Genomic DNA, 19,769 nt, shown 5'->3' on the forward strand with positions numbered 1-19,769 from the left:
AAATAAGCGGAATAAGGGTATTTATGAGGGTGTTTTCAGGCTATTTTATGCGTATAAATACGTGTTTTTGATTTAAGTATTGGAAGTTATTTATTTAACTATACATTTATATACCAATTACTTATATACTATATTTAATATAAGTTCGTAACCTTGAGTTTTTTATCATACCGGCTATTTATGCGCGAATCAATTAACCTTTTTATATAAATATTATACCTAAATCCTATGAAAAAAATATCCACTCTTTCTGCTACTTCGCTTATATTGTTGATAGTGGCTTTTATTGCATACAGTTGTTCTGGTAACAACAAACCCCAAGAGGGCGAAACAAAAGCCGATTTGGCAGTTTCGGGGAAAAACGATGCATTTTTGAACCACCGCGATTCGGTGCCATCGCCACAACAATACAGCGATTCGCTTTTTAAGCTGAGTCACGATTATCCAACAACATTTAAACCGGTTATTAACCCTTCGTGGCAAAAGGCATTAAACGGGCAGCCAATTTCTGATAAAAATGCCATTGCCTACATGGATTCGTTAAAAAGTTACGTTGCCCCCAATGTATTGCCTTTTTTTAGTGATAATAAAAACTGGACATCGGCAAAATATGGCTGGTTTAATGAACCCTGGGTGGGCGCGCAACGAGAGGCCATTTTGGGTACTTATTTAGGCAACGGTAACCCGGCCAATATGTTTAAAACCCTCAAAGAGGATGAAGCCGGGTATGCGCTTGTTTTATATGATTCAGTTGCGGCTTATACCGTAGGACAAATTTGGGGCAAAACCGGACAAAAAGTTAACCTTGCAAATGATGCGGCACAGTTTAAGGAAGGTAGTGTTATTGTAAAGTTTGCATTTTCCAACGTCAACTATCCGCAATGGCCGGTAATGAAAAATGCGCAAACCTTTAGTGTTTATGATACCATTCCAACCAAAGAAAATCCAAAAAAAGGATATCAAGTAAGGAAGGTTAGCTTTTTTCAGATGGATATTATTGTAAAGGATAGTAAAACATCTCCAAAAACAGGTTGGGTTTATTCAACATTTGTGTATGATATGGATGCCCCCGGATCTGGATGGGATAAAATGGTGCCCTTGGGTGCCATGTGGGGCGACGACCCGGGGATAAATAGTCCGCTTATCCCACCTTACCCTAAACTGGCCGAAACTGTAATTAACCCCAAAGCCCCGGCATACAGTACAGAAACATTAGGATGGGGCGGGCGGTTAAGTGGCCCTAACGACGGTGCTGTTGCGCAGGTGGCATTTGATATTAATAGCGGTAAAAAATATACTAACCTTGCACTATCATCATGTATGAGTTGCCATAGCCCGGCACAGGATTCCTTTAATTCGTTCTTGTTGCCTGGTCCGTTCCCTTCGTCCGATAGTTTAAAGGTTTATACTCCAGGCAGCCCAAATTGGAATTTATGGTTCCAGGATAATTATGGCAATGTACCTTTTGATAAAGGGCAGGTAGCTATGGATTACGATATGGTGATGGCATTTAAATCGGTGTTGGCTTACCAGGCCGCTCACCCATCAGCCCAAAGCAAACTATTGCAAACCAAAGCAGCGGCAGTTGCCAGGTTCAGAAGGCATAATACCAACAGCAGATTCTGGCATTAATAAAGGATTTGCACGTAACGCACACCCGACTCAATTCAATAGCAATTGGGTCGGGTTTTTATTTGTCATGGCTTGTTTTCCATACAGCAAACTTACTCCAAAATGATTTCTTAACCTTATATTGAGCCTTGATATCGCTATAATACAATTTGGAGTTGTGCTCTAATTCTTCCTGCACAACATTAAGTATTCTGCTTGTTTTATCAGGATAAAAAGGCTCCGAATCCGGCTCTATAATCACGGGCTTGCTAAATAATTCCTTTATTGAATCATATCTGCTACGTATAAACTCGTTTGAAGGCCATGCGAAGTTATCCATACAAGCAACTTCCAGCGCACCATTGGCATAAAAGTAATGTGATTTAGGAACCCAGGCTATTAAAAAGCCAGGACCGATATCGTGCCCATAATCATAAAACTGTATCATGCTCAATTGCCATCCAAGTGCCATCCAGGTATCCCATGGCGGGGCATCGCCACCATCAACATATCCTGCGCTTTCGGCTTCGGGTGCACCATCAACAACTGTTGAATCCGGGTCGAATATCATAATCCGGCCATAGTGATGTAACTCAGAAACGGGAATTAACTCCACTCCGGATTCAACTAACAAGGTTGATCGTGTTGAAATAATCTTGTCAATAACAGCAGACTTTTCACTATCCGAATTTTCAGGATAAAAGTAATGCGGCGATAATTCCTCTGTCCGGAACAGGTTGGTGTTAAAGTTATTGTTAACTTTTTCTATCCAGGTTGCGGTTTCCTGTATCACCTTGATTATATCCATAGATAAGGTTTGTATTAAAATATATTGATAATGCCGTTTTCCGGTCTTACTACATGATGCCAACTATTTGCCACTACATCAGTCTCACCACCAGTCCATCCATCTCTTCGGTAACCCGCATCTGGCAGGCCAGGCGGCTGTGTTCGTCGGCGTTGGGCAGGGTATCCAACATATCAAGTTCATTATCTGTGGCATGAAAATATTGTTCGGGACCTTCAAGTACCTGTACGTGGCAGGTGGCGCAAAGGGCCATGCCGCCGCAGGTGGCCAGCACATCGTATTCGGATGCTTTTAAAACCTCCATCAGGCTCAGGTTGATGCCTTCGGGGATTTCAACAGGCTGGCGGTCGCCGTGGCGGTCTTCAATGATTAAGTTGATCATGGTTAAAATTCGGTTACGCCGTAAACGGTGGTGTATTTAAAACTCAGTTTTTGTTCGGGATAAACGTACTTGAAGGCGCTTTGGGCCATCAGCGCGGCTTCGTGGAAACCGCAAAGGATCAGTTTTAGTTTACCGGGATAGGTATTGATATCGCCGATGGCATAAATGCGCTCCACGTTGGTGCTGTAATCCCTGGTGTTCACCTCAATAGCCGAAAAGCTAATGTTTAAGCCCCAATTGGCAATCGGGCCCAGTTTGGGGCTCAAGCCAAACAGCGGGATCAGGTGATCGGCAGCTATATGGCTTACCTCGTTATTCCTATCAAGCAGGGTTACTTCCTGCAAATGGCCTTCGCCGGTTAAGGCTACTACGTTTGATTTCAGGATGAGATCAATTTTGCCTTCGCGGGCCAGTTCAAAAACCTTTTCGGCAGAGTCGGGCACACCGCGGAAGGTATCACCACGGTGAACCAGGGTAACACGTTCGGCTACGTTGGCGAGGAATATCGCCCAATCCAGCGCAGAATCGCCACCACCGGCCAAAACTACTTTACGGTCGCGGAATAGTTCGGGATTTTTTACCATGTAGGCCACGCCTTTGCCTTCAAAATCAAGCAGGCGATCAATCTCCGGCTTGCGGGGTTCAAAGCAGCCCAGGCCGCCGGCTATTACTACTACCTGGCAGTGTACGGTGGTGTTATCATTGGTTTGGATGGTATATGATCCATCGTGGTTCCGGTTAAGGGTTTCAACCCGTTCGCCCAGGCTAAAGGTAGGATGGAAGGGGGCTATCTGCTCCATCAACCTGTCTACCAATTCTTGCGCGGTAACTTCGGGGTAGCCGGGGATATCGTATATAGGTTTGTGCGGATAAATTTCAGAAAGCTGGCCACCTACCTGGGGTAGTACATCAATCAGGTGGCAGCGCATTTTTAAAAGCCCGGCTTCAAAAACCGCGAATAAACCAACCGGCCCTGCGCCAATAATGCAAATATCAGTATCAATATGTTCCATAACCTGCTCTTTAATTCAGCACTCAAATGTGGCTGTAAAGCGGGTGACAAACAAATGATATAAAGTAATATCCGATTACTTTAAGTTATAATTGGCCAGGCAGAAACGTTTAAAAAGTTCAATCAGTTTGCTGTTTTTTCCATGCAGCTGGATGAACTGGAAGGTGCGGAAAATCTCGAGCCCTTTTATATCGATAATGCTCAGCTCGTTATATTTTAACTCGCTTACTACCGATTGGATGGACAGGAAAGTAGCTGTATCTGAGTATAAAAGGTATTGTTTTATGGCGATGCTGCTCTCCAGCTGAATCTCGATGTTCAGGTCTTTGGGGCTGATCTGCACACTTGCCAAAGCATCGTAGATCACATCCAGGGTACCTGATCCGGCCTCGCGCAAAACAAGGGGGATATCTAATAACTGCTTCGGGCTTATTTCGGCCTTTTTTGATAACTTATTGTTTGCCCTGGTTACCAACACTATCTCATCCTTGGCAAATGGCGAATAGGCCAGCTGGGGTGAGTGGGACGAGCCTTCGATGATGGCAATGTCCAGCTTCTCGTCCATAATCATTTGCGAAACCTGGTCGGTATTGGCTTGTATAAAGTTGAAAGTGATTTCGGGGTAAGTTTTCTTGAACAGCGCCAATATTTTGGGCAAAATGGTTTGGGCTACCGTAGTGCTGGCCCCGATGTGCAGGGTTCCCGCCTCGATGTTGTTGAGCTGCGCCAGTTCGGTTTCAAGAGCGCTATAAGTTTGAAAAATCTTATCGGCGTAATGTACCAATACTTTGCCGGCCGTAGTAAGCACAATGTTGTTTCCGTTGCGCTTAAACAGCTGCACATTAAGCTGCTGCTCCAGCTCCTTAATATGCTTGGTAACGGCAGGCTGGGTAATAAACAGCTCGTTAGCCGCTTTGGTAAAGCTAAGCCGCTGCGCAACCGTATAAAATACCTTTAACCGAAAATCGAAGATCATTGGGTTAAAGGTAAGGGTTTAATTTTTAACCGGGAAACTGTGTGTACCGGTACGGGGTGAAACACCCTGGTACGCCCTGAGACGCCCTGGTACGCCCTGAAACACCCTGGTACGGGGTGAAACACCCAGGTACACCTGCAATTGTTGGATTTTAAAATATTAAAAAGAGCAAGGGAATAGCACGATTCCTCACTTGCAAAGGGGAGGTAGGGGTTAAATCAGGCGGTCAGGTCGCCTTGTAATCTGTTGTGCGGCGAAACCCATCCCTGCCTTTGCGCTCAATTTCAACCGCACTTTAACTCTTGATTCTTAACTCTTGGCTCTTCTCCCTATATTTGCACCATGACAGGAAAATCGCCCAAAGAATCATATACCATCATGAATGAACTGGTATTGCCTAATGATACCAATACATTAAACAACCTGATGGGTGGGCGCCTGCTGCACTGGATGGATATTGCCGCCGCCATATCGGCACAAAAACATTGTAACCGTATTGTGGTTACGGCCTCGGTTGATAATGTATCGTTCCAGGCGCCGGTTAAACTGGGCGATGTAATTAGTATTGAAGCCAGGGTAACCCGCGCTTTTACCACTTCGGTTGAAGTAAGAATGGATGTTTGGGCTCAAAATATTCCATCGGGGACCAAAGTTAAAAGCAACGAGGCCTATTATACTTTTGTAGCCTTAGATAACGACGGACAAAAAACCCAGGTGCCGGCATCATTGCCCGAAACTGACGAAGAAATAGCTTTGTACGAAGGCGCACTTCGCCGCCGCCAGCTGCGGTTAATACTGGGTGGCAAAATGCAGGCCAACGACGCAACCGAACTGAAAGCCTTGTTTTTTGGCGAGCAATTGCCCCTGAATTTGAAAGATTAATTTTAGTAACAATTGCGGCCCGGCTGAGTCAAAAGGATATCAACTTAAAAATTAACCGGCCATGAGATACTTTCTGTGCTTTTTATTTCCGCCGCTGGCCATTTTAACAACCGGCCGTATTGGTGCATTTATACTCAATATATTTTTAACCCTGTTTTTCTGGATCCCCGGCGTAATTCACTCCATACTGGTCACCAGCGATTATTATGATGCGCGCAGGCACCGCCAGCTAATGCGCGCCACACGCAGGGCACGATATTGGTAATTGGGTTTCATGTGAATGGTTGATTAGGCGAGTGGTTTTTAATATGTTTTAAACAGGCTGCCCTGGCTTGTTGTATTTTATCGGGATAGTTTCCTGGTTTCCCGGCTATTCCTTTTTATTTTCTTTTTGATAATAAAAATTCCTTTACGTAATTATACTTAACTAATAATTAGTATTACTACCTGTGCACTCAGGTAGTGTCCCTCTTTTCGTGCTTTGTATTGCCTCCTAATTTTACCCCGTAAATAATCCAGGAGTAAGCAAAAATCCCTTGATGTTAATTGTACCTGTAATACATCATTAAACAGAGTAGCACCCGTGAGCCGAAAAGGGAATTAGAGTAGGCACCAAATTATCTATCTTATGGGAAAGATCCACACAAACGCCGGCAAAACAGGTGTACAACAAAATGCCGGCGATGAAGAAATGGTTATTACGCCGGGCGGGCCACGTCCAAAATCAATGGTTCATTATATTGAACCGGGGCATCATGTTAGCAGCGAAGGCGGCCGGTTAAAAATGATCCACACGGCCACTGCCAAAGTGGTTAAAGATTTTGGCGAAATACCCAAACATAATAAGCAATCAGAAAGCCGGGTAGTTAGGGCAAAGCCTTTAAATAAGTTAGGTGGCGGCGCTACGCCAGGCCCTATAACCGATGGCTGGATAATAAATTCCGAATGGACTAATACTACCGGCAACCCGATAAGCTACTTCAGCTCAAAATGGGTTGTTCCGCCGGCGCCTGCTACAGATAACGGGCAGCTTGTTTATCTTTTTAATGGCATCCAGCAAACCAATTCGGGGCCGTTTATCCTCCAACCTGTTTTACAATGGGGTAATTCACCAGCCGGCGGCGGCAGCAACTGGGCAATTACCAATTGGTATGTTGATGGGCAGGGCGGCCTTGCTTTACATGGCTCATTGGTAAATGTAAACCCCGGCGATGAATTGCAGGGAGTGATGACTTTAACAGGGCAATCGGGCGGTACATGTGATTACCTGTCGTCATTTATTGGCAATCCGACTGCCGACTTAACAGTTACCGGTATCGATGAGCTTAAATGGGCCAATGAAACCCTTGAATGTTACGGATTTTCGGCATTTTCTGATTATCCGGATACCGATTTGACAGCCTTTTACGATATCGAAATAAAGCTAAGAACATCCAATTCGCCGGTAACCGATGTGGAAGCCAACATCAATTGGCTGGCCGATAACAGCGTAACGGATAACGGCCAGCAATGCGTAATTGTAAGTAACGATAGCCCCGCGGGCGAAGTTTATTTGTATTACCGGGGTGTAACGCAAGGCATGTATTTTGTAACCGATAAAAGTACTTATGGTAAAGATGAAGTTGCCGACGTAATTTCGACAGCCGGCGGTAAATTTACCGATGCATTTTGGCTGGTACTGGAAGGTTTTACCAAAGACCAGGTTACCAAAGATCAGCCATCGGCCCTTCATCCGGCCCTGTCAGGAGCATTTAATAGCCTTGCCGGTGTTACTATTACGCCAAACCCGGCTAATGTGGAGTATGAGGACCCTGCGGATTTGCATACCCCACAGCGCATCAGGTACCCTTTTGATGTAACATTCACATCAACAAGTATGTTCCCTGCTGTAGGCTCGGCCCCCATATTTGAGCAGTTGAATGCGTCTATAACTATTGAGGGTAATACGTTAAGCGCCATCACTTTATTTGAGCTGGTATCGGGCGCCGATCCGTATTTCACTAACCTCGATCCTTCAAATTCCCACGATGTATTTTACCTGAGCCAGGACCTGCGGGTGTTTTCGGTAAGCGCGGGCCATAGCCCGGTTTCGGGCGCGCCGGCATTTACAAGTGATCCGTACACCTCCATTCAAAACTTTTTAGGATTTTTGAATTCAAACACATCCTTTACCAATCCGGGTGCGGCTGATCCTTTAAATGCCCTGCCGGGCCAGTCGGGTTACGAAACCGGCGATTCGTCGGTTACACCTTTGGATGGGGCGTCGCAAAAAAATTACAATTTTGCCATTGCCCGGGTACGCTTACAGGATGCCGCATTAGCCTCTGCCGATAACGTAAGGGTGTTTTTCCGGCTTTTTGTAGCCCCCTCATTTGATACCGATTTTCAGCCTGCAACCACCTACAAAAGTACATTGGGAACCAGCGGGGCCGATAACGGCAAGCCCATATTCCCGTTAGCGTCGGGCGATGGTATAACAGATCCATCGGGCCAGGCCGTTAAAACTATTCCCTTTTTTGCTACGGATGCCGCCGGTACACATGATTACGATTCGTCGGTAGCCAACGCTAATATCCGCAATATAGTTATCCCGGCGGGGCACAATAAAACCTGGGCCTATTTTGGCTGCTACCTGGATGTATACGATGCCGGCAACCAGGCCAAGTTCCCCGGAACACACCACTGTATTGTAGCCGAGATTGCTTATGACGATGCGCCTATCATCAACTCAGGCGGGGTAACCATGAGCCCCGAAAATTCAGATAAACTGGCACAGCGCAATTTGCAGATCACTTCATCGGGCAATCCAAGCTATCCCGAAACACATCGTATCCCGCAGGCTTTTGACATGCGCGCAAGCGAGGCCGTTGCTACCACACCCGGTTTACTGCTTGATTACCCCGACGAACTGATGATTGACTGGGGCAATACGCCGCATGGCAGCGTAGCCAGCCTTTACTGGCCGCAAATTAACAGTGCCGATGTGCTGCAGCTGGCATCAACGCTGTACAGCACTCATTTATTAGCCGCCGCCGATGCCAACACCATTAAATGCCAGGTTACCAAGGGTGTTACCTACATCCCAATCCCGGTTGGTACGGGCAAAAATTTTGCCGGCCTGTTTACGCTCGATTTACCGCAAGGGATAACAGTTGGCCAGGAATTTAACATCAAGGTGCGCCGTGTAACCTCGCGCAAGCCCGAGCAAATTAATGTTGTTACCGTGCTCAAAGAGAGCCACGGGGCCATTAACGTTGGCGGCAGGGGCAAGCCCATGCGTAACTGGCGGTATATTACCGGCACCTTCCAGGTTAAAATACCGGTAGGTACCGATAAAGCCCTGCTTGGCCCCGAAGAAAATACGCTGGCCATTTTAAAATGGAGGCTGGAAAACATGCCGCAACAAAACCGCTGGTACCCCGTGCTGGAAAGATACGTTAGGGATGTTGCCATGCGCGTTGATGGTTTTGGCGGCAATTCGGTATCTGTTAAACCATCGCTGGATGGTGTGCCAACCAAAATAGCTGTCCACGAAAAACTGGTGGAGTACAGCGGCAAGGTAAGCGAAGTTGTTTACAATTGCTTTGGCGACCTGGAGGGTTTTGCACTGGATAAATGCTGTACCAAACCGCATTTATTTAAATGCACCGAAAAATCTGTTGGCGAACTGGTATCCCGCGCCTGCAAAGAGCGCTGGACGATAGCGGTGTTTGTAAACGAAAAACAGGACGATAAGATCTGCGAGATCAGGGTATATCCCTGATTGAGATAGCTTTATCAGGTGCAAAGGCTGGCCGTAAGGTCGGCTTTTGTGTTTTATAGCCGGTTTGGAAAAAAAAGCCCCATCGCACACACAAGGTTTAAGCCCAATCCAACTCAATCAACTTAATCCAACCTAATCAACCATTCACCAAAATTTCCCATATTTGCCCCGATGCAAAAAGGTAAGCTATTAATTATTGACGATGAGGAACGCCTGCGTAACCTGATGGCCCGCATTTTGCAATTGGAAGGCCATGAGGTAATTACCGCAGGTACGGGCAAAGAAGGGCTGCGTAAATTACAGCAGGAGAATATCCAGGTTGTTTTGAGCGATGTTAAGCTGCCCGATACTGATGGTATTACGCTTACCGATACCATTAAAAAAGCATACCCATCTACCGAGGTTATTGTACTTACCGCCTATGGTACCATCAACGATGGCGTAAAGGCCATTAAGGCGGGCGCCTTTGATTATATCACCAAGGGCGATGATAACGAAAAGATAATCCCGCTGGTAAGTAAAGCCATGGATAAGGCCCTGCTGCAGCAAAAGGTACTGGAACTGCAAAGTAAACTGAACGATAAATTTGGGTTCGATAGGCTGATTGGCAGATCAACAGCCATTAGCGATGTTATTAAGCTGGCCCAAAAAGTAGCGCTAACCGATACCACTGTTTTACTATTGGGCGAAACCGGTACCGGGAAAGAGATTTTTGCCGAGGCCATTCACCAGGCCAGTAACCGTAATACCAAATCGTTTGTGGCGGTAAACTGTAGCGCCTTTACCAAAGAGTTACTGGAGAGCGAACTGTTTGGCCATAAAGCCGGCTCATTTACCGGTGCTGTTAAGGATAAAAAAGGATTGTTTGAGGAAGCATCGGGCGGTACCATATTTTTAGATGAAATTGGCGAGCTTGACCACGACCTGCAAGCCAAACTGCTCCGTGTGCTGGAATCACAACAGTTTTTAAAAATTGGCGATACTAAACCTACCCAGGTTAATGTACGCATACTGGCGGCCACCAACCGCAACCTGCAAACCGAAATTAACGACGGCCATTTCCGGTCGGATTTGTTTTACCGTTTATCTGTTTTCCAGATCACGCTACCCCCATTGCGCGAGCGTAAAAAAGACATCAAGTTACTGGGCGAGTATTTTATGCAATACTTTGCCCTGAAAGTTAAAAAGCAGGTAAACCAGCTTAGCGACGAGTTTGTAAGCAAACTGGAAGCCTATAACTGGCCTGGCAACATCCGCGAGTTTAAAAACGTAATTGAACGCGCCGTAATTCTCACCGATAATAATATTCTGGACGAGAGCCTGCTGCCTTACGAAATTCAGCAGCAACAGGTAAAAGCAGGGGCACCTATCTCGGCATTTGATCTTTCATCCGTTGAGAAACTCCATATTCAGCGGGTACTCAACCACACCCATGGCAATCGGGCCGAGGCTGCCAATTTGTTGAATATTGGGGTGGCTACGTTGTATAGGAAGTTGAAGGAGTATGGGTTGGAATAAGGGGAGGAAAACTATCGTCTGCCCACTGTCATGCTGAGGAACGAAGCATCTATTCGCGAACTTTGCTGGTGGTTGTGCATGGCGTACAATAGATCCTTCGCTATCGCTCAGGATGACAGAAAATGAAACTTGCCGCCGCCGCCGCGCCGCCGCGCCGCCGCTGCCGCGAGTTTAAACTCGTGGTAAAACATGGTTTCAGCTTTCAGCTGAACTTGTAAGCAAACATGGTTAACAAAGGTTAACACAATTTTGATTTGTTTTTACTTAAATCATTTATAGTCAATGTATTATGATAAAATCATGGTTAACATGTGTTAACCATGATTTTATCGTTTTTCGTATTGCCCCGATATGAAACTTAGGGCTGCTGCAATGCCGCTTTGCCCCACACACCTGCAAAAACTTCCTATGCCCCGCCGCCGCACAGCCCGGCATTGTTTTGCCCGTTTTCGCCCGAAGCTGTTCTGCTGACAGCCCGGGAAAACGTGGGCTTATTGCAATGAAAGATACGCAGCTAAAATTCTGCTAATTCCTTAATTCTGCAAGTAATTCTGGTTCAGACAAAGACTGAAGCTGTTCTGCTGACTGGGATAAGTAATGTTTTGGGAAACGAGAACCATAAATTATCCTCGCATGTCCTTTGCGCAACTATTTGGTTCCACATGAAACTTTGTCATTGCGAGCGCAGCGTGGCAATCTCGTAACTATGCAGGGCGAACTATTTAGGAATCGATATTATTTCGTAGAAACCGACAGCATCGGCCCGCTCATTCGCCGCGGGAGGGCTGTTACTTTGTCTTGATACAAAGTAACCAAAAATCAAGTCAGCAGAAATGCTTCTTTGCGCTCTAGGCCTTTGCCCTGCAAAACGGGCAAAACCTGGGCTGGAATTATTTTGCCCCGGCCCGCTTAGCCCCACACACGTGCAAAAACTTCCTATGCCCTGCAGCCGCACAGCCCCGCATTGTTTTGCCCGTTTTCACCCGAAGCTGTTCTGCTGACGGGAAGGGGAATAGCCTTTGTAAAGATGGTTACAGGTTGGGCCTGCACTGCACTTTGCGAAATGCTTACGCTAAGGGGGAAGAGTTTTTTGTAAGAAAAATGATCACAAGTCCTCCTGGCGCAATCTTTACAAAAGACCCGCTAAGTGGGGGATAAATTGTTTAACAAGTCGATCCGATCTAATATCATAATTATTTTGATTGAGCTATAATGTTCTCTGTAGATCCACTCTACCATGCCTTTAAAGGTGTTGTTTTCCTCAGCATCAATTTTTGACTTTATTAAAAGCCTGTTTTCACCTTGGTTATCTCTTTCTTGAATTCTATAATTGTAATTTATTTCAGAATAATAATTATTATAAAATACCGCGATTTGAGCTTCAGTTAAGATTAAAGTTCTGACGCTATCTTCGTTAACTTTTTCAAGAAAGATTGTTGATATTTTATCTAAGATGTCCTGAGGGGGAAGCGATCTATCTCTTAGATGAATGTAAATTTCGGAATGAAACTCTTTAAGATAGATAAGTGTTAAAGTTAATGTAGGAAAGAAATAATTATTTGCTTTTAGAGAAGCAGTAACCAGCTTACACGCGTAAAAATCTTTTCTTGTTGCCTTAATGTTAGGTTAGGATTCTGAAAGATCGTTTTGGCAAACTTTAGGAATGTCTGTGGTTCATCTCGAAATTCCTGAAATTGAGACCGTTCAGTAGAGTTAAAGAAGCTTTTAAGGTCTAAATAATCATATAGATATTTAATAAACAAGTTGCTATCAGGCAATGGGATGTTATATTCTACATCAATAAAACGCCTCAAATATTCCATCCCGTCAATTTTTTCACTTCCGTAATAACCTCGTATGGCATTAGTTAATTGAATCTTATCGATAGAAAGGACGAATATAATTCCTCGAACGTTGAAAAAATGCTTTACCTTTTCCAAAACTTCAACGGCATAATCAGGTTTGCATCGGTCTAATTCGTCAATAAAGAAAATTAAAGGTTTATCACTGTTGTTTTCGGATAAGAACTTTTCCAAATCTGTTCGGAAGTCTTTTAATCCTTGCTTTTTAGTAGCGTATTCATTTATTTCATCCCTTAGAATTTCAGATGTAGATTCGGTTATCTTTTCAATAGCATCAGTGATAACTTTAGTTTCAATATATTTTTCAGCTATCGCCTTAATTAACGCGGGCAAAACTTTTTGCGTAATTTTTGAACCATTTTTTATAAGTGATTTAAAAGTGGCATCCGACTTTTTCGTCAATGTTTGTAACTCTGACATTAAAGCCACTAAAGGATCGCTTTCAAAATCGCTTTCCCAAGCATTAAAGTAAAGTGTATTGAAACCTTCATTAGAAAGATACTGCTTCCACATCTTTACAAAAGTTGTCTTACCTGTACCCCATTGATTATTGATTGATAAGACGAAGCTTTCGGAGAAGTTATTTAAGATACTTGTCAGCGCTTCAGCATATGGTCGCCTTTTGAGTTTACAAAACTTAAATGGATCATCTTTGGGTATTTCGATTTCGGTGTATTTTAATCCCATGGTTAATATATATCAAGTTTAGGTTTTTATTTACATCTTGATAACTTTCAAACTTAATTGTCGTTCGACGATTAAATCAAAGTCTGACTAAGTAGGTGTTTGACGCTTTTCTTATTTTATAAGATTATATATATTGAGCGCCTATTGAGCGCCTACATCTTGTAGCCAACCAGCGGGAGATGTATAGACAGTTGGCTCATTGTTATAAAGATGTTCTCGAATCGAATTGTACTGCTCATTTTTACTAAACGAACCAACAATTAATGCTCTTGCTTCTTCAACGCTATTCGCCACTGCAATGCCTTGGATGTCTTTGCTTGCAGGGAATCCTGACCATCTGTATAAATTCATTTTTTGCCTATTTGGATTATTTAATTAAATGAGTATGAACGAAATCCGTGATTGCAGGGATATGTTCATAGAGTCCACGTCCGGCTACTGCCGATGAAACTCCACCTAACCATTTGAAAATTTTTGACTTGAAAGCTTCTGAATTGCCTTTGTTGTCAGAAACAATAGTTTCGAGTTCTTTTATTTCGTCTGGATTAACACCGAACTTTTCCAATTCATTAAAGTTGGTCGTTGTGTTAAATGTAAATTTTTTTTGCTCAATACTGTAGCCTGTGGCAACATTCAATGGATTATTGTTGCCATAAATATTATTTGTTACGATGTTCTCGATTTTTTTTGTTGCGTCATCAGTCATTTTAAAATCGTCATTTAAATCTGGAAATTCCTTATTTAACTCAAGTAAGGTATCAATAAGTTTTTGCTTAGTTAAATCAATTATGTTTGATAATTGTATTCTTCCAATTTCTTGTCTCGCCGAGATAACAGTTTTATTTGATGTTATTTGTTTTTCTAAAAGTTCGCTTAAAAGTAATACTTGATCAGTGGTTAATTCCACGATCCCTTTATCACCAGTGATTGAAATTATGTTATTTTCGATACTTGCGATTCCTTGAGTTGCCTCGTAAACACTAACGATGTCGTCTAACTCTTTCCATTTTCCAAAACTAACAGGTACGGTTTGTTTGTACATTCCATATGGATCGGACAGGGTAGCTTTCACAGTGCATCTTATTCTTCTATACACTGGTAAGTGAGGATCTTCATGGATATAACCTTCCAGTTCTTTTTTTACCCACTGTTTTAATGTTTCATTATCAATTTTGAAAGCAATCAGCTTAGCGCGTGTTAATGCTTGACTAAGAGTTATTTTATCGTAAACAATATCATTAATAAGACTTTTAATCATTAACTGGTTTTTAATAGAATCGAAAAGGTTTAATCTGGCAGTTTAAACAAGCCGGTTAGTTTTGTTTAAATTTATATACAATCGTTTAATAAAAAGAATTTTATCTCTTGAACAAAATGTTTTCATATAGATGGCTCAGGTTTTCAAATATACTGAAATCTGAACAAGTCTGTGTTACAGACATTTTTTCAAAAATGTTGTAAAGTTCAAGTCATCCAATATTTCGGCACCTAAAATTGGCACTAATACAAAGACTTCACCTTCGTTAAAAATTATTCTTCTATCATATCTCTCCCGCGTTAACGATTGCAGCGGATACCTGCCTCGCGCCTAAGGCCCGTGCAGTATGAGCGAAAAGCGTGGGCCGCAGGCAACGCCCTTTTAGTAGCAAGTAGTTAGTATCAAGTAGCAAGACAAAACAGCGCAACTAAAATCGTGGTTATCCTTTAATCCTAAAAATCAAGGTTCAGACAAAAAAAGATCAACTTAACAACGGGCCGTTCCAGCTGCGGCGGGGTTTTAATCTGTGGCTAAACTGGTTTCAGCTTTCAACTGAACTGTGAAGCCAAAGGCTTCAACCCGCTTACCCACGAGTTACGCTACGCTAACCTCGCGGGAGTTCGGGAGTTCGGGTTCATCTGAACGTTAAAGCCCTACAGCGTTCAATTTTTCTACTGCTTATCAAAAACCATGGGTGAAGCAACGCAACTGGCATTAAACGGGCAGGTAAAGTAAAGTGAAAGTTTATTTTTCTGGCCGTTGAGCGACAGGCCGTAAGCAGCGGTTTTGGGGCCGTCAACGGGGGTAAGTTCGGTTACGGGGCCGTAACTGTTTTTGGAGTTTGAATAATTTACCTGGTCGAACATGATTAACGAATCATTTTTGATGCTATATTTCCCGGTGCTTCTAAAGCGGTATCCTATTATTTTTTTGGTAACCGAATCTGTGGCTATAATATCGTATTGAAACTGGTTGCCATTTTTAAATTCATATTGTTGAATTCCCTGGAATTGCTGGATAGCCCATTTTCCGGTAATATTAATAGTCCCGCTTGCATCCTTTTTACAGGCAGAAAAAGTAAATGCTAAAACAGCAGTTAAAAGGCTGAAAATTTTGATAAGGGTAAGTTTTGTTTTCATATTGATAATTACGCACAAACAGATGCTGCTGATACAGTTGAGGAGTTTTTTTGTTAAAGTACCCTCATCTGCCAATCGCTGCCGCGAGTGTTTAATTTGTGCAACAACATGGTTTCATTTTCAGCTTTGCTGTGAAGCCGAAGGATTCGGCCAACGTATTTATTCAATACCGTTCTGCTAATTCTCTTTTGCGCGAAATAAATTTACCCTGTTACCCTATAACAACCATTTGCGTCACCCGCAAAAGTTTAAAAGCAATTGCAATGGGGCTTTTATGTTTATATTCCTATTTTTGGGCAAAATTTAAAAAAGTGGAAGTAATAAAAAGCATCATCGATTTTATATTGCATATAGATAAGCACCTGGTACAAATAACCAGCGCCTACCAGGGTTGGACATACCTGATCCTGTTTGCCATTATTTTTGCTGAAACCGGTTTTGTTGTTACCCCATTTTTACCCGGCGATTCGCTGCTGTTTGCGGCAGGCGCCCTTATAGCCGGCGGCAAATCGGGCCTTGATATTTACTTGCTGGCCATTATACTGGTAATTGCGGCGTTTGCCGGCAATACGGTAAACTACCTGTTGGGCAGTTACCTTGGCCCCAAAGTGTTTAAGGAACAAAATAAGATTCTGAAGCTTGATTATTATCTTAAAACCAAAGCTTTTTTTGATAAACATGGCGGTAAAGCGGTAATATTCAGTCGCTTTTTGCCTATCATCCGTACCGTTGCGCCCTTTGTAGCCGGTGTTGGCCATATGCCATTTTTGCGTTACAGCCTGTACAATATTGTGGGCGGAGCTGCCTGGGTACTTAGCTTTTTAATGATAGGCTTCTTTTTTGGTAATATACCGGTGATTAAAGAAAACTTTACCATTGTAGTAATGGTAATTATACTGGTATCTATTGTGCCGCCTGTTTATGCTGCTATAAAAGCAAAAACAGCGAAGAATACAGCCGGGTAATACGATACTTTTAAGGCATCCCACAGGACAGGTGACCCGCATGAAACACACTTAGCATGTGGGGTACCGAAACAAGTAATCGGTATGACATTGAGGATTAAATTGTTGCCATTTCCCCTTCAGAATCCGTGGATATTACCACCCGGGTTGGTTAATAAGCTGAGTTTAATTTACCGAATCAAGCAAGGTTGTTGCCACCAGTTTACCATCTTTACCATAAGTTTCTGATTTGGCAAAACGGCCCAGCTTTGGCGCAAACCATTCGATAACTTTGATTTGAAAAGGGATGGATGCCCCCATCATGCTAATCCTGAAAATGATATCATTGGTTATTTTAAAACAATCAAAACTGCCGGCTTTGGTGGTTACCTTCTCCTGCTTTTCAACCTTGCGGTTGTTTATATTCAATTGTACCTGCCCCATTTGCGTGCCGTTGCTGCCAACATTAATGTTAAGGGCTCCGTCGTCAAGCTTTTGCCCGGCTTTCAGGTTTATGGGGTAGCTCAGGTATTTAGTATCGCCGGTCATTTCCATGTTGCCTAATTGCCTTAATGAAGCCGCCGGGATAAATGTTTTCATGTCAATTTTTATAGCCTGGCCGGTACATATAATTTCAGAATTTCCGGTACCCATTGATTTGCCGGTTTTATCAAAAAGTTCTATCCGGGCGTTTACGGTGGCGGCATCCTTTTTATTGGTATTGCACACCATCGATCCCATGGGTTTGCTATCGCCGCCCTGGTTAACGTATGTGAATTTTTTGCCGTTTACATTGCTAATGAACGGACTGCAGTTTTGTGCCGATACCTGGCAAACGAAAGATGTAATAAAAATTATAGCAGGAATTATTTTTTTCATGGAATTGATTTGTTGAACATTAAAACTACAAAACCATTGCGATATTGTGGATATGAGCCCATATGTATTTTAACTCCCCCTTCAGGGGGCCGGGGGGCTACGGCTGCCCGGCATCCACCCAGGCCGAATACCAGAAACTGCCCACCGAAAGTATGGATGCCCGCATTTGCCGCTCGATCATACCTTTCAACGCTTTTTGATAGGCAAGGCTGTAGGCTTCCGAGTAGTCTTTAACCTCTTTTTTGCCATGCAATACCATGCTGTATTTTTTACCGGGAGGATAGCTTTTGTTTAATATCCGTTCGAAACGCAAAACCGTATCTGCGCTTTTAAATGATGCCCTGCAAATCCGAAAGGCCTCGGCCAACGGGTTTTCTATATAGCGGGCCTTACCTGCCTTTAAATTGTACTTATCGGCAAAAAGCTCGGGGATGCGGCTTTCCCATAGCGCATGGATGCCGGTTTGGTTGGTAAACTGCCCATTGTAGTTGATGGTAAGGTGCAAAGGTACATGGGCATCGGCAATGTAATGCCCAAGGTTGGCCGAAGTATTCAGGATAGCCAATGTGTCGTGAGCCTTAAATGCCCTTACCAGTTTATAGTACTGGTATTGAATGGTCCAGGGAACGGTGCCGTATTTGTTTAAGGTATCGGCGGTATATTTTTTGGCGGCATCCTTCCATTTTTGCGGCATGGCGGCCCATGGTTTTTTACCATAATAGTCGGCATCAAAAAAATGGCGGGGGGCTTCTGTGGAGTCTACGTAACGGCGTTTGTCGGCGCTTACAGCATGTTCCACGATATAATCGATATTTGACTTGTAAAACCCAATCATACCCTTAGGTAGCGTATAAACGGCCAGTTTGTTGATGCGGTAATGCGCGAAGAAACCCCAGGAGGAGCACAGTAATATTAACCCGATACCTGATAAGCTTAAAACGATGGCCCGCTTCATGAGGGTAAATATGGGTTTAAGTTTTGGTTTTTTTGGGTGGATTTTAGTTTTTTAGCTAAATTGCCTTTTATAGAAATAAACATGAAGTTGTTATCAAGCTATCTGCTGAAAAAAATAAAATTGATTATCTCGATTTTTAGAAAAAGTAACGCTTTAAGCGAAACAGATCACCTACTATCAACATCAGCAAACAGGGAACGCCTGGGGGAATCTATCGAACAATTGAAATCCGGGAAAACGATCAGCTATAATTTCGATGAATAATTACAACTTCCCCACATAAACCTTCGTGTCATAATTAATGGTAATAAAACCATCCTGCTGATACCGGGCGAAAAGTATTTCCAGGTCATTTATCATAGCCTCATACCCGGCCTCTTCGCGGGTAGGCATATATGATGACGAGAGTAGCCGACCCGCTAATCCTTCCAAATCAAAAACCTGTTTGTTTGCAAATACTTTGAGCCGGAAAGTTTCGGGCGCAAAAAAGGCGCCTATCTGCTCATTATTGATATTCCGGTGATCAACTTTCACATAATCGTTACCGTGGGCAACGATGAGTTGGTCATATTCAATCTCAAAGTCCGAACTTGTTTTTCGTTCGTTCCATATCAGTGCCACAATTCCGCCAGGCTTTAGTACGCGTTTAAACTCAGTATTTGATTTTTCCCGGTCGAACCAATGAAAGGCCTGCCCGGCTATCATAAAGTCGATGCTACCGGTTTCCAGTCCCGTATTTTCGGCGGTGCCATTCATTGCTTTGAAGCCGGGATAATTGCCCAGTAGCTCAAACGATTTAGCACGCATCTCCTGGTTGGGTTCAATGGCGATCACTTTGTATCCGGCATCCAGGAACAGGGCGGTGGATATGCCGGTACCCGCGCCAATATCGGCGATGAGTTTGTCGGTGGATAGCTCGTAATCGTCTTCCAAAAATTCCACAATTGTTTTGGGATAGTGAGGCCGGTACTTTACATAATCGTTTACCCGGTTGCTGAACCTGGTGGTGCTGTTGTTGGTCATTTTTAGGTTGATTGGGTTGGATTGAGTTAGATTAAGTTGATTGAGTTGGATTAAGTTAAGATTAAGTTGA

Annotated in this window: 17 protein-coding genes; 6 read left to right on the top strand and 11 right to left on the bottom strand. The window is 43.4% G+C overall.

Features of this window, described 5'->3' with window-relative positions:
- Positions 1–228: 228 nt before the first annotated feature.
- A complete protein-coding gene (locus tag BMX56_RS06670; protein ID WP_090642792.1) occupies positions 229–1,632 on the top strand; it encodes a hypothetical protein in 1,404 nt (467 codons plus the stop codon).
- A 58-nt stretch (positions 1,633–1,690) separates the two neighbouring features.
- On the opposite strand, the gene BMX56_RS06675 is transcribed toward BMX56_RS06670, so the two are convergent.
- The 4 genes from BMX56_RS06675 to BMX56_RS06690 all read right to left on the bottom strand — a co-directional run bounded on the left by BMX56_RS06675 (position 1,691) and on the right by BMX56_RS06690 (position 4,789).
- The gene (locus tag BMX56_RS06675) at positions 1,691–2,419 is read right to left on the bottom strand and encodes a hypothetical protein (protein ID WP_090642797.1); all 729 of its coding nucleotides are present in this window, start codon (positions 2,417–2,419) and stop codon (positions 1,691–1,693) included.
- 73 nt (positions 2,420–2,492) lie between these two features.
- The gene (locus tag BMX56_RS06680; RefSeq protein ID WP_090642801.1) at positions 2,493–2,801 is read right to left on the bottom strand and encodes a 2Fe-2S iron-sulfur cluster-binding protein; all 309 of its coding nucleotides are present in this window, start codon (positions 2,799–2,801) and stop codon (positions 2,493–2,495) included.
- A 2-nt stretch (positions 2,802–2,803) separates the two neighbouring features.
- Positions 2,804–3,814: an NAD(P)/FAD-dependent oxidoreductase gene (locus tag BMX56_RS06685; protein ID WP_090642806.1), complete on the bottom strand. Its 1,011-nt coding sequence runs from the start codon at positions 3,812–3,814 to the stop codon at positions 2,804–2,806.
- A gap of 75 nt (positions 3,815–3,889) precedes the next feature.
- A complete protein-coding gene (locus BMX56_RS06690) occupies positions 3,890–4,789 on the bottom strand; it encodes a LysR family transcriptional regulator (RefSeq protein WP_255369793.1) in 900 nt (299 codons plus the stop codon).
- 342 nt (positions 4,790–5,131) lie between these two features.
- On the opposite strand from BMX56_RS06690, the gene BMX56_RS06695 reads away from it, so the two are divergent.
- The 4 genes from BMX56_RS06695 (at position 5,132) to BMX56_RS06710 (ending at position 10,952) form a co-directional block, all read left to right on the top strand.
- Positions 5,132–5,671, top strand: coding sequence for an acyl-CoA thioesterase (locus tag BMX56_RS06695; protein ID WP_090642811.1), 540 nt, complete (start codon positions 5,132–5,134; stop codon positions 5,669–5,671).
- Positions 5,672–5,732: 61 nt separating this feature from the next.
- The gene (locus BMX56_RS06700; RefSeq protein WP_090642816.1) at positions 5,733–5,936 is read left to right on the top strand and encodes a YqaE/Pmp3 family membrane protein; all 204 of its coding nucleotides are present in this window, start codon (positions 5,733–5,735) and stop codon (positions 5,934–5,936) included.
- Between the two features lie 363 nt (positions 5,937–6,299).
- Positions 6,300–9,434, top strand: coding sequence for a hypothetical protein (locus BMX56_RS06705; RefSeq protein ID WP_090642821.1), 3,135 nt, complete (start codon positions 6,300–6,302; stop codon positions 9,432–9,434).
- Positions 9,435–9,605: 171 nt separating this feature from the next.
- On the top strand, positions 9,606–10,952 hold the full coding sequence (locus tag BMX56_RS06710; RefSeq protein WP_090642824.1) for a sigma-54-dependent transcriptional regulator: 1,347 nt from the start codon (positions 9,606–9,608) through the stop codon (positions 10,950–10,952).
- Positions 10,953–12,517: 1,565 nt separating this feature from the next.
- On the opposite strand, the gene BMX56_RS06715 is transcribed toward BMX56_RS06710, so the two are convergent.
- From BMX56_RS06715 to BMX56_RS06730, 4 genes are all read right to left on the bottom strand, one after another.
- On the bottom strand, positions 12,518–13,501 hold the full coding sequence (locus tag BMX56_RS06715) for a KAP family P-loop NTPase fold protein (protein WP_090642829.1): 984 nt from the start codon (positions 13,499–13,501) through the stop codon (positions 12,518–12,520).
- Positions 13,502–13,642: 141 nt separating this feature from the next.
- Complete coding sequence (locus BMX56_RS06720; protein ID WP_090642833.1) at positions 13,643–13,852, bottom strand: hypothetical protein; 210 nt, start codon at positions 13,850–13,852, stop codon at positions 13,643–13,645.
- Positions 13,853–13,868: 16 nt separating this feature from the next.
- Complete coding sequence (locus BMX56_RS06725) at positions 13,869–14,759, bottom strand: AbiTii domain-containing protein (protein ID WP_090642838.1); 891 nt, start codon at positions 14,757–14,759, stop codon at positions 13,869–13,871.
- A gap of 671 nt (positions 14,760–15,430) precedes the next feature.
- Complete coding sequence (locus BMX56_RS06730) at positions 15,431–15,898, bottom strand: hypothetical protein (protein WP_090642845.1); 468 nt, start codon at positions 15,896–15,898, stop codon at positions 15,431–15,433.
- A 311-nt stretch (positions 15,899–16,209) separates the two neighbouring features.
- On the opposite strand from BMX56_RS06730, the gene BMX56_RS06735 reads away from it, so the two are divergent.
- Entirely contained in the window at positions 16,210–16,863 is a 654-nt protein-coding gene (locus BMX56_RS06735; RefSeq protein WP_090643983.1) for a DedA family protein, read from the top strand.
- A gap of 165 nt (positions 16,864–17,028) precedes the next feature.
- Here BMX56_RS06735 and BMX56_RS06740 read toward each other — a convergent pair whose 3' ends face one another.
- The 3 genes from BMX56_RS06740 to BMX56_RS06755 all read right to left on the bottom strand — a co-directional run bounded on the left by BMX56_RS06740 (position 17,029) and on the right by BMX56_RS06755 (position 19,699).
- Positions 17,029–17,721, bottom strand: coding sequence for a TapB family protein (locus BMX56_RS06740; protein ID WP_090642849.1), 693 nt, complete (start codon positions 17,719–17,721; stop codon positions 17,029–17,031).
- Between the two features lie 97 nt (positions 17,722–17,818).
- On the bottom strand, positions 17,819–18,676 hold the full coding sequence (locus BMX56_RS06745; protein ID WP_177183735.1) for a zinc dependent phospholipase C family protein: 858 nt from the start codon (positions 18,674–18,676) through the stop codon (positions 17,819–17,821).
- Positions 18,677–18,940: 264 nt separating this feature from the next.
- Positions 18,941–19,699, bottom strand: a complete 759-nt coding sequence (locus BMX56_RS06755; RefSeq protein WP_090642856.1) for a class I SAM-dependent methyltransferase — start codon at positions 19,697–19,699, stop codon at positions 18,941–18,943.
- Positions 19,700–19,769: the final 70 nt, after the last annotated feature.

It is taken from the genome of Mucilaginibacter sp. OK283 (genome assembly GCF_900110415.1).
GTDB lineage: Bacteria > Bacteroidota > Bacteroidia > Sphingobacteriales > Sphingobacteriaceae > Mucilaginibacter.

What these genes read in the sequence shown, in the direction of transcription:
- BMX56_RS06715 (WP_090642829.1), bottom strand. Translation starts at nt 13,501, where the DNA reads ATGGGATTAAAATACACCGAAATCGAAATACCCAAAGATGATCCATTT.
- BMX56_RS06745 (WP_177183735.1), bottom strand. Translation starts at nt 18,676, where the DNA reads ATGAAGCGGGCCATCGTTTTAAGCTTATCAGGTATCGGGTTAATATTA.
- BMX56_RS06710 (WP_090642824.1), top strand. Translation starts at nt 9,606, where the DNA reads ATGCAAAAAGGTAAGCTATTAATTATTGACGATGAGGAACGCCTGCGT.
- BMX56_RS06720 (WP_090642833.1), bottom strand. Translation starts at nt 13,852, where the DNA reads ATGAATTTATACAGATGGTCAGGATTCCCTGCAAGCAAAGACATCCAA.
- BMX56_RS06700 (WP_090642816.1), top strand. Translation starts at nt 5,733, where the DNA reads ATGAGATACTTTCTGTGCTTTTTATTTCCGCCGCTGGCCATTTTAACA.
- BMX56_RS06725 (WP_090642838.1), bottom strand. Translation starts at nt 14,759, where the DNA reads ATGATTAAAAGTCTTATTAATGATATTGTTTACGATAAAATAACTCTT.
- BMX56_RS06675 (WP_090642797.1), bottom strand. Translation starts at nt 2,419, where the DNA reads ATGGATATAATCAAGGTGATACAGGAAACCGCAACCTGGATAGAAAAA.
- BMX56_RS06705 (WP_090642821.1), top strand. Translation starts at nt 6,300, where the DNA reads ATGGGAAAGATCCACACAAACGCCGGCAAAACAGGTGTACAACAAAAT.
- BMX56_RS06740 (WP_090642849.1), bottom strand. Translation starts at nt 17,721, where the DNA reads ATGAAAAAAATAATTCCTGCTATAATTTTTATTACATCTTTCGTTTGC.
- BMX56_RS06755 (WP_090642856.1), bottom strand. Translation starts at nt 19,699, where the DNA reads ATGACCAACAACAGCACCACCAGGTTCAGCAACCGGGTAAACGATTAT.
- BMX56_RS06730 (WP_090642845.1), bottom strand. Translation starts at nt 15,898, where the DNA reads ATGAAAACAAAACTTACCCTTATCAAAATTTTCAGCCTTTTAACTGCT.
- BMX56_RS06670 (WP_090642792.1), top strand. Translation starts at nt 229, where the DNA reads ATGAAAAAAATATCCACTCTTTCTGCTACTTCGCTTATATTGTTGATA.
- BMX56_RS06690 (WP_255369793.1), bottom strand. Translation starts at nt 4,789, where the DNA reads ATGATCTTCGATTTTCGGTTAAAGGTATTTTATACGGTTGCGCAGCGG.
- BMX56_RS06695 (WP_090642811.1), top strand. Translation starts at nt 5,132, where the DNA reads ATGACAGGAAAATCGCCCAAAGAATCATATACCATCATGAATGAACTG.
- BMX56_RS06680 (WP_090642801.1), bottom strand. Translation starts at nt 2,801, where the DNA reads ATGATCAACTTAATCATTGAAGACCGCCACGGCGACCGCCAGCCTGTT.
- BMX56_RS06685 (WP_090642806.1), bottom strand. Translation starts at nt 3,814, where the DNA reads ATGGAACATATTGATACTGATATTTGCATTATTGGCGCAGGGCCGGTT.